An 8962-nucleotide genomic window follows, 5' to 3' on the forward strand; every position below is an offset into this window, starting at 1 on the left:
CTCCTCGCCCGACCCGCCCGGCGGCCCGCCCGCGCCCCCCCCACCCCCCGGGGGCCGCTGAGGGGCGCGGCCGGCGCCTCGTTTCCGAGCCGGATCGGGCTGCGCGGCCGGAGCGGCTCGGACAGCCGGAGCGGCTCGAAGGGCCGGAGCGGCTCGAAGGGCCGGGGGCCTCGGGGGCCGCGGAGGGGTCCGAGGCCTCGGGGGTCGCGCGGGCGGAGCCCGAGCCGGGGGCCGAGGACGAGGCCGAGGAGCCCGGGCGGTCCCGCTCGCGGGACCTGCTGCTGTTGGCCGGGATCTGTCTGGCGGCCCTGCTCCTGGTGAACGCCTTCGTGGCCCGTCCGTTCACGGTGCCCTCGGGCTCGATGGAGGACACCCTGCGGCCGGGCGACCGGTTGATCGCCAACCAGCTCGCCTACGCCTTCGGCGGGCACCCCCAGCGCGGTGACGTGGTGGTCTTCGACGGGACGGGCTCCTTTCTCCGCGATTCGGCCGAGCCGCCGGGGTTCTGGGACGACCTCCGCTCGGTCGGCCGGGACCTGGGGCTGGTCCCGGCCGGCGACACGGTCTACGTCAAGCGCGTGATCGGCGTCGCCGGGGACCGGGTGCGGAGCACCGGCCCGGGGGCGCCGCTCACCGTCAACGGCGTGCCGGTGGACGAGAGCGCCTACCTGGCCCCGGGCGACCAGCCGTCCGCCGTGGCCTTCGACGTCCTGGTGCCGAACGGCAAGCTCTTCGTGCTGGGCGACCACCGGAGTGCCTCCCGGGACTCCCGGGACCACCTCGGGGAGCCCGGTGGCGGCTTCGTGCCCGAGGACAAGGTGATCGGCCGGGCGGACTGGGTGGTCTACCCGTTCTCGCGCCTGACCGGACTGGACCGGCCCGCGGCCTTCACCGCGGTCCCGGGGACGGGTGGCCGTGGGGACCAGGGGTAGGGGCCGGGTCGCCGACCGGCCGGCTCCCGAACCGGGCGGGGACGGGGGCGGGAGCGGGGGCGAAGCGGCGGAGTCCGGGGCGGAACCGGTCGCGCCGGTCCGCGGCCGCGCCGATCGTCGGCGCAGTGCCCGCCGCGTGGCCCGGCGGCGCAAGCGCTCGCTGCTGCGCGAGTTCCCGCTGATCATCCTGGTGGCCCTGCTGGTGGCACTGGTGATGAAGACCTTCATGATCCAGGTGTTCGTGATCCCCTCGGGCTCGATGGAGCAGACCATCCAGGTCGGGGACCGGGTGCTGGTGGACAAGTTGACCCCCTGGTTCGGCAGTGAGCCGCAGCGCGGCGACGTGGTGGTGTTCAAGGACCCGGGCGGCTGGCTGGAGAGCGACCACAAGGCGGCCGACGACGGTCCGGTCCTGGCCCCGGCGAAGCACGTGCTGACCTTCGTCGGGCTGCTGCCGTCCGACAACGAGCAGGACCTGATCAAGCGCGTGATCGGCGTCGGCGGGGACACCGTCGAGTGCTGCGACCCGCAGGGGCGGCTCAGCGTCAACGGCCGTGCGGTGGACGAGCCGTACCTCGCGGCGGGCAACCCGCCGTCCCGCCAGCCGTTCAAGGTGACGGTGCCGAAGGGGCGGCTGTGGGTGATGGGGGACCACCGCGACGTCTCCGCCGACTCCCGCTTCCACATGGGCAACCCCGGGCAGGGCACCGTCCCGCTGAGCGACGTGGTCGGTCGCGCCTTCATGATCGGGTGGCCGCTGGGCCGGCTCCATCAACTCGACGAGCCCGGTTCACTCTCCTCTCTCGCCGCGACCTCGCGGCCCGGCGGAACTGCGCCGCAATCGATGGGCATTGGGCCGGTTCCATTGGAACCACCGCTCGTTATGGGTGTGTTGGGCATCCTTCCGTTCGTCGTTCGCCGGTCGGGGCGGCCTCCGCGGTGAGCCGCTCCGGTCGTCGGACGGCCGGACGGCGCGTGTGGAACCGCGGGCCGGATGCCCTGGAGTGATAGAGAAGTGCAGGTGCGGCCGGGAGCGGTCCCGGTCGTGAGCCGGGGTCGGGTTGGTGTCAGGAGAGCCTGCTGTGGGCAATCCTGATGCGTTCACGGTCGTGGTGAGCGTGGTGCCCGCTGTGCGGCACTCTGAGCGCGGGCGCGCAGGCGTCCGCACAGCAGGGAGGAGACGTTGTGGGGGATTTGGTGATCGGCGCCCGCTCAGGCGCCGGGGAACCCGAGGGCCCGGGCGGTCGGGTGACCCGGTCCGCCGAGTCCTCGGCGCCGTCCGCCGCGGTCGAGGACACGGCCGCCCAGACCGCCGACGAGCACGGGAGCGGGGCCGACGGCCCGGCGGAGCCCGGGCGGCCGGAGAGCGGGCCGACCGACGAGTCGGAGTCGGAGGCTCCGGCCAAGCCGCGCAAGCAGCGCTCCTTCCTGAAGGAGTTGCCGATCCTGGTCGGCATCGCACTGATCCTGGCGTTGGTGATCAAGACCTTCTTCGTCCAGGCGTTCTCCATTCCGTCCGAGTCGATGCAGAACACGCTGCAGGTCGGCGACCGGGTGCTGGTGGACAAACTGACCCCGTGGTTCGGCGCCGAGCCCGAGCGCGGGGACGTCGTGGTGTTCCACGACCCGGGCGGCTGGTTGGGCGACGAGCCGACCCAGCAGAGCAGCAACTCCTTCGTCCGCGGTGTCCAGGACGTGCTCAGCTTCGTCGGGCTGATGCCCTCCGCCAACGAGAAGGACCTGATCAAGCGGGTCATCGCGGTCGGCGGCGACACCGTCGAGTGCAAGGACGACGGTCCGGTCAAGGTCAACGGCGTCGCGCTCAACGAGCCGTACATCTACCCGGGCAACACCCCCTGCGGGACTCAGCCCTTCGGCCCGATCAAGGTGCCGAACGGCCGGATCTGGGTGATGGGCGACCACCGCGCGGACTCGTTGGACTCCCGCTTCCACATGGACCAGCCGGGCGGCGGGAGCGTGCCGGTGGACAACGTGATCGGGCGTGCCTTCGTGGTGGCCTGGCCGGTCGGCCACTGGTCCACGCTCCCGGTGCCGGACACCTTCGACCAGAAGGGCCTGGCGGCGGCCTTGCCGGCCGCGCCTCCCGTGGCCGGTGCGGTGGGTGCCGTCGCCCTGCTTCCGCTGGTGCGTCGGGCGCGGGCCCGGACGGAGCACCGGAAGGAGTCCTGAGCTCCACCTGCTCCTCCCCGACCCTTGCGCGGGCCGTGGTACCGACGAGTAATCTGCTCGGACGTGCCACGGCCCGCCGGCGTTCGCGCCCGAGCCACCGGCGTGCCAGTGGTGTTCTCCGGTCGGCCAAAGGTGGACGGTGTCGATGAGCAGTGTCGTGGAACAGCCGGCCGACCACTCGGCCGCGCCCGCCCGGTCCGGCCGCCGGCCCGCCGCGGTGCTGCAGGGGGTCGCGATCGCGCTCGGGCTGGTGTTGATGATCGGCGGATTCGCCCTCATCGCGGTCGACTACCGGCCGTACAAGATCCCCACCGCCTCGATGCACCCGACGCTCCGGATCGGCGACACCGTGCTCGCCCGCAAGGTCGACGGCGGCGCCGTCGGCCGGGGCGACGTGGTGGTCTTCCGCGACCAGGCCTGGGGCGGGGAGCTCATGGTCAAGCGGGTGGTCGCGGTCGGCGGCGACACCGTCGCCACCACCGCCGCGGACCACCGGCTGACGGTCGACGGGCAGCCCGTGGACGAGCCGTACCTCGCGACCCAGGGCCGCCAGGGCGATGCGTTCAGCGTGACGGTGCCGCAGGGCCGGCTGTTCCTGCTCGGTGACAACCGGGTCGGCTCGCTGGACTCCCGCACCCACCTGGAGGTCGACGGCGGGACCGTCCCGGCCACCGCCGTCGAGGCGAGGGTCGAGGCCACCCTGCTGCCCCTCGGCCGGACCGCCCTGCTGGAGCGGACCTCGGCCTTCGACGGCTTCGCGGGCCCCCGGGCCGCGGAGCCGGGCCCGCTGGAGCCCGCCGCCTACGCCAGCGTCGCGGGCGCGGCGCTGATCGTGCTGACCTCGGCGGTGGGCGGGGTGGCCGGCCTGGTGCGCCGGCTCGGCCGGGGGCGCAGCTCCTGAGCACGGCCGTCGCGGGTCGGGCCGCTCTGCCGAACATCGCCCCGGACGGCCGCGCCGGGTGGCAGGATCGGTAGCACCACCGATGCGAACCGAAGGAGCGTGGAGCGCCGCGATGACTGCACAGCGTCGCCGGGCGGCGCGGATCCTGCTGCTGGACGGGCTGGACCGCATCCTCCTGTTCCTGGGCGTCGATCCCGCGGTGCCCGACGAGACGTGGTGGTTCACGCCCGGGGGCGGCTTGGAGCCGGGGGAGGACGTGCGGGCGGCCGCCGAGCGGGAGCTCGCGGAGGAGACCGGCTTGCGGGGTGTGGCCCTGGGGCCCTTGGTGGCGTACGGCACGGTGTCGTTCTCCTTTCGGGGACAGCGTTACGAGCAGGAGCAGTGGTTCCACCTGGCCCGGACCACGGAGACGGGCCTGGACCACTCGGGCATGGGCGAGGACGAGCACGCCCAGCTGCTCGCGGCGCGCTGGTGGACGGTCGAGGAACTGCGGGGGACCGCCGAGACGGTCCATCCGGCCGGACTGGCGGACTTCCTGGAGCGACTGCTCGCAGAGGGCCCACCGGTCGATCCGGTACGGCTCTGAGCGTGGGTGCGGTGGTCCACAATGGGTGGACGTGACAAGTTGAGGGGACGCCTGGATGAGTGCCGAAGATCTCGAGAAGTACGAGACCGAGATGGAGCTCAAGCTCTACCGGGAGTACCGGGACGTCGTCGGCCTGTTCAAGTACGTGATCGAGACCGAGCGACGGTTCTACCTCACCAACGACTACGAGCTGCAGGTTCACTCGGTCCAGGGCGAGGTGTTCTTCGAGGTGTCGATGGCGGATGCGTGGGTCTGGGACATGTACCGGCCGGCTCGGTTCGTCCGTAAGGTCCGGGTGCTGACCTTCAAGGACGTGAACATCGAGGAACTCGCGAAGAGCGATCTGGAGCTGCCCTCGGACGAGTCCGGCTTCGGGAACTGACGTTGGACGACTCCGTCCCGCGTTGTCCAGCCGATTTTCGCGTGACGGGGGCTTCTCACTCCTGCGGGTGACAAGAGTTGTCCACAGGCCCGGGTTATCCACAGGGGAACGGAATTTCCCGGCATCGGTGTGCACGGTGGTGCAGCCTCCTCGGCGGAGGTGGTCACCGTGCAGAACACCATCGAGCAGGACCAGACCGTGCAGGACCTGGCCGTACCGAACGCGGCCGCGACCGGGGCGGACGGCGGGGCCGGGGAGGCCGGGGAGGACCGCAGCACCAGGAACGGGCTCGGCCGCTACGGCGAGCGGGTCGCCGCCCGGCACCTCACGGACGCCGGGCTCCGCATCCTCGACCGCAACTGGCGCTGCGTCGAGGGTGAGCTGGACATCGTCGCCCTCGACGGCGACACCGTCGCGGTCTGCGAGGTGAAGACCCGCTCCGAGCGGGGCTTCCAACAACCCAGCGAGGCCATCGACCGGGCCAAGGCCGCCCGGCTGCGGCGGCTCGCCGAGCGCTGGCTGGCCGAACGCTGGCCCGAGCACTTCGCCCGGCTGGCCGGGCCCGGGTACGACCCCGGGCCGTCCGATCCGCAGTGGCCGCCCGCCCCACCGGGCGGGGTGCGGATCGACCTGGTGGCCGTGGTCAACCGGGCACGGGGTGCGGCCCTGGTCGACCACCTGCGGGGGGTGGTCTGAGATGGCCTTCGCCCGTACCTGTTCCGTCGCGCTGGTCGGGGTCGACGGAGTGATCGTCGAGGTCCAGGCCGATCTGGAGCCCGGGGTGGCCGCGTTCACCCTGGTCGGCCTGCCCGACAAGGCACTCACCGAGGCCCGCGACCGGGTCCGCGCCGCGGTCTGCAACAGCGGGGAGGCCTGGCCGCAGCGCAAGCTGACCGTCGGGCTCAGCCCCGCCTCGGTGCCCAAGAGCGGCAGCGGCTTCGACCTCGCGGTGGCCTGCGCCGTGCTGGCCGCCGCCGAACGGCTGGACCCGTCCGCCATCGCCGACCTGCTGTTGATCGGCGAGCTGGGGCTGGACGGCCGGGTGCGGCCGGTCCGCGGGGTGCTGCCCTCGGTGCTGGCCGCGGCCGACGCCGGGTACGAACGGGTCGTGGTCGCCGAGCAGACGGCGCCCGAGGCCTCGCTCGTGCCGGGCGTGACGGTGATCGGGGTGCGCAGCCTGCGCCAGCTGGTCGCCGTCCTGACCGGGGCGGAGGCGCCGGAGGAGCCGCCGGACCTGCTCGGCGGCCGGCCGGATCCGCTGATGGCCGGGCTGATGCTGCCCAGCGCGGGCGTCCGGGGCCTGCCCGACGAGCGGACCCTGCGCCTGGACATGGCGGACGTGGCCGGTCAGTACGAGGCCCGGCGGGCTCTGGAGATCGCCGCCGCCGGAGGCCACCACCTCTACCTCAAGGGGCCGCCGGGCGCGGGCAAGACGATGCTGGCGGAGCGGCTGCCCGCGCTGCTCCCGCCGCTGACCCAGAAGGAGTCGCTGGAGGTCACGGCCGTCCACTCGGTGGCGGGCCTGCTCCCGGTCGGGCGCCCGCTGATCGACACCGCGCCCTACTGCGCCCCGCACCACTCCACCACGATGCCCGCGATCGTCGGCGGCGGCAGCGGCCTGCCGAGGCCGGGCGCGGTCTCCCTCGCCCACCGGGGCGTGCTCTTCCTGGACGAGGCGCCCGAGTTCCCCGTGCGGGTGCTCGACGCGCTGCGCCAGCCGCTGGAGTCGGGCGAGGTGGTGATCGCCCGTTCGGCCGGTTCGCTGCGGCTCCCGGCGCGGTTCCTGCTCTGCCTGGCCGCCAACCCCTGTCCGTGCGGCCGGTACTCACGGCGGGGCGAGGGCTGCGAGTGCACTCCGGTGATGGTCAGCAGGTACCAGGGGAGGCTCTCCGGGCCGCTGCTGGACCGGGTCGACCTCCAGGTCCAGGTCGCCCCGGTGACCAGGATCGAGTTGATGGAGCGGGACACCACGGCGGAGACCACCGCGACCGTCGCCGCCCGGGTGCTGGAGGCGCGGGAGCGGGCCGCCGCGCGGCTGGCGCACACCCCGTGGCGGACCAATGCGGAGGTGCCGGGCCACGAACTGCGCACCCGTTGGCAGCTCTCGGCCGGAGCGCTCAACGACGTCGCCCGCCAGCTGGAGCGCGGGCTGCTGACGGCCCGCGGCCTGGACCGGGTGCTCCGGGTCGCCTGGACGGTCGCGGACCTGGCCGGCCGCGACCGGCCGGACCAGCGGGACGTGCGCACCGCCCTGGTCCTGCGCACCGGTGTCGAGCAGGGGCTGCCGCTGCCCGAGCGCGGGCACGGCCGCCTCGGCGGCATCCCGGCCCAGCGCCGGAGCGGCCCCGACGACCGGCCCGGACCACGGTCGGAGCCCGAGGGGCTCCCGGCGAAGGACGAGGAGGCGGCATGAACCAGCTGTTGCGGTACTCCCGGGCAGCCCACGCGGACGAAGCCGGTCCGGCGGCCGCGCCCGAGGCGGAGCGCCTCGCCCGGGTGCTGCTCAACCGGCTCAGCGAACCGGGCGACGCCGTGGTCGGCCGCTGGCTCGACGGACTCCCCGCCGTGGACGTGGTGCGGGCGATCCGGGAGGGCGCCGTCCCCGACCACCCCGGGCTGGACCAGGCCCGGCTGGCCGCCTACCAGGCCCGACTCCCCGGGCTCGACCCGGTGGCCGACCTGAAACGGGTGCGGGACGTCGGTGGACGCTTCATCATTCCGGGGGACACGGAATGGCCCAGTCAACTGGACGACCTGGGCGACGGACGCCCGATCGGGCTGTGGACGACCGGTACCGGTTCACTGCGGCTGCTCGCCCTGCGCTCGGTGGCGGTGGTGGGCTCCCGGGCCTGCACGGCCTACGGCGCCCACGTCGCGGGCGAGCTCGCGGCCCAACTGGCCGAGCGCGGTTGGGTGGTGGTGTCCGGGGCCGCGTACGGGATCGACGCGGCGGCCCACCGCGGGGCACTGGCCGTCGGCGGGATGACGGTCGCGGTGCTCGCCTGCGGGGTCGACGTGGCCTACCCGAAGGGGAACGCCGAACTGATCCGGCGGATCGGCGAACAGGGCCTGCTGGTCAGCGAACTCCCGCCCGGCGAGCACCCGAACCGGTTCCGCTTCGTGCTCCGCAACCGGGTCATCGCGGCGCTGACCCGGGGCACGGTGGTGGTCGAGGCGGCCGTGCGCAGCGGCGCCCTGAGTACGGCCAGACGGGCGCGGGACCTCAACCGCCACACCATGGGCGTCGCGGGGCCCGTCACCTCCGAGCTCTCCGCCGGGGTGCACGCGCTGATCCGCAGCGGCGGCGCCACGCTGGTCACCGACGCGGCCGAGATCACCGAGCTGGTCGGGGCGATCGGGGACGACCTGGCCCCGCAGCGCGGCGGACCGGTGCTGCCGCGGGATTTGCTGGAGCCACCGGTGGCCCGGGTGCTGGAGGCCGTACCGGCCACGGCCGAAGGCGCTCCGGTCGAGCGACTGGCCCGGCAGTCCGGCCTCCCGCCGGACGAAGTCCTGCAACGGCTCTACGAGTTGGCCTCGCTCGGCTTCGTGGAGCGGCACGGCGCGCACTGGCGCGTGGTGCGGAGGAGGTGAGCGCCCGGGGGTACGAACACGGGTGCGCCCGCGGGAGGCGGGTCGGGACGGCCCGGCTGACCTGCTGATCCGGGTCTTCCGCTCGTCTGCCCGGATCCGATGGGTGAACGCCACCGGATCGGGGGACGACCGAGTGGCGGTAGCGCTTTGCAGTGAGTCGGTCACGCTACGCTCCACATGCCTTCCCTATCAGCACATGACTCGGCAGAACGGCGCAGACCTACGTATGCCCACACACATTCCCGGACACAGAGTGACCGGTGGCGGGGGGGGGGCCGGGGGGGGGGGGGGGCCGCGCGGGGCCCCGCGCGCCGGTTCGCCGGCCGGCGGCCGGGGGGCGGGGGGGGGGGGTGGGGGGAGGCGGCGGCGGGGGCGGG

Annotated in this window: 9 protein-coding genes; all 9 read left to right on the plus strand. The window is 74.0% G+C overall.

Annotated features, from left to right (window positions below):
- A partial coding sequence (lepB, locus tag ACFWXO_RS29755; protein ID WP_380527404.1) for a signal peptidase I occupies nt 1-932 on the plus strand: 932 nt, incomplete at its 5' end.
- A gap of 136 nt (nt 933-1068) precedes the next feature.
- Nucleotides 1069-1875: a signal peptidase I gene (gene lepB, locus ACFWXO_RS29760; RefSeq protein ID WP_380527406.1), complete on the plus strand. Its 807-nt coding sequence runs from the start codon at nt 1069-1071 to the stop codon at nt 1873-1875.
- 242 nt (nt 1876-2117) lie between these two features.
- Complete coding sequence (gene lepB, locus ACFWXO_RS29765) at nt 2118-3122, plus strand: signal peptidase I (RefSeq protein ID WP_380527408.1); 1005 nt, start codon at nt 2118-2120, stop codon at nt 3120-3122.
- Nucleotides 3123-3267: 145 nt separating this feature from the next.
- The gene (lepB, locus tag ACFWXO_RS29770) at nt 3268-4023 is read left to right on the plus strand and encodes a signal peptidase I (RefSeq protein ID WP_380527410.1); all 756 of its coding nucleotides are present in this window, start codon (nt 3268-3270) and stop codon (nt 4021-4023) included.
- Between the two features lie 112 nt (nt 4024-4135).
- Nucleotides 4136-4609 carry an NUDIX hydrolase gene (locus ACFWXO_RS29775; protein ID WP_375891786.1) on the plus strand — a complete coding sequence of 158 codons (474 nt, stop codon included), beginning with the start codon at nt 4136-4138 and terminating at the stop codon, nt 4607-4609.
- Between the two features lie 55 nt (nt 4610-4664).
- The gene (locus ACFWXO_RS29780; protein ID WP_030056781.1) at nt 4665-4991 is read left to right on the plus strand and encodes a DUF2469 domain-containing protein; all 327 of its coding nucleotides are present in this window, start codon (nt 4665-4667) and stop codon (nt 4989-4991) included.
- A gap of 168 nt (nt 4992-5159) precedes the next feature.
- Nucleotides 5160-5687: a YraN family protein gene (locus tag ACFWXO_RS29785; RefSeq protein ID WP_375891788.1), complete on the plus strand. Its 528-nt coding sequence runs from the start codon at nt 5160-5162 to the stop codon at nt 5685-5687.
- A gap of 1 nt (nt 5688) precedes the next feature.
- Nucleotides 5689-7404, plus strand: coding sequence for a YifB family Mg chelatase-like AAA ATPase (locus ACFWXO_RS29790; RefSeq protein WP_375891790.1), 1716 nt, complete (start codon nt 5689-5691; stop codon nt 7402-7404).
- A complete protein-coding gene (gene dprA / locus ACFWXO_RS29795) occupies nt 7401-8585 on the plus strand; it encodes a DNA-processing protein DprA (protein ID WP_380527413.1) in 1185 nt (394 codons plus the stop codon). Before ACFWXO_RS29790 ends, dprA begins: the two co-directional genes overlap by 4 nt.
- The last annotated feature ends 377 nt before the right edge of the window (nt 8586-8962 follow it).

The sequence above is a fragment of the Kitasatospora sp. NPDC059088 genome, assembly GCF_042738155.1.
GTDB lineage: Bacteria > Actinomycetota > Actinomycetes > Streptomycetales > Streptomycetaceae > Kitasatospora.

Excerpts from the sequence above, each read along its gene's own strand:
- dprA (WP_380527413.1), top strand. The coding sequence starts at position 7,401 with ATGAACCAGCTGTTGCGGTACTCCCGGGCAGCCCACGCGGACGAAGCC.
- ACFWXO_RS29790 (WP_375891790.1), top strand. The coding sequence starts at position 5,689 with ATGGCCTTCGCCCGTACCTGTTCCGTCGCGCTGGTCGGGGTCGACGGA.
- ACFWXO_RS29780 (WP_030056781.1), top strand. The coding sequence starts at position 4,665 with ATGAGTGCCGAAGATCTCGAGAAGTACGAGACCGAGATGGAGCTCAAG.
- lepB (WP_380527410.1), top strand. The coding sequence starts at position 3,268 with ATGAGCAGTGTCGTGGAACAGCCGGCCGACCACTCGGCCGCGCCCGCC.
- ACFWXO_RS29775 (WP_375891786.1), top strand. The coding sequence starts at position 4,136 with ATGACTGCACAGCGTCGCCGGGCGGCGCGGATCCTGCTGCTGGACGGG.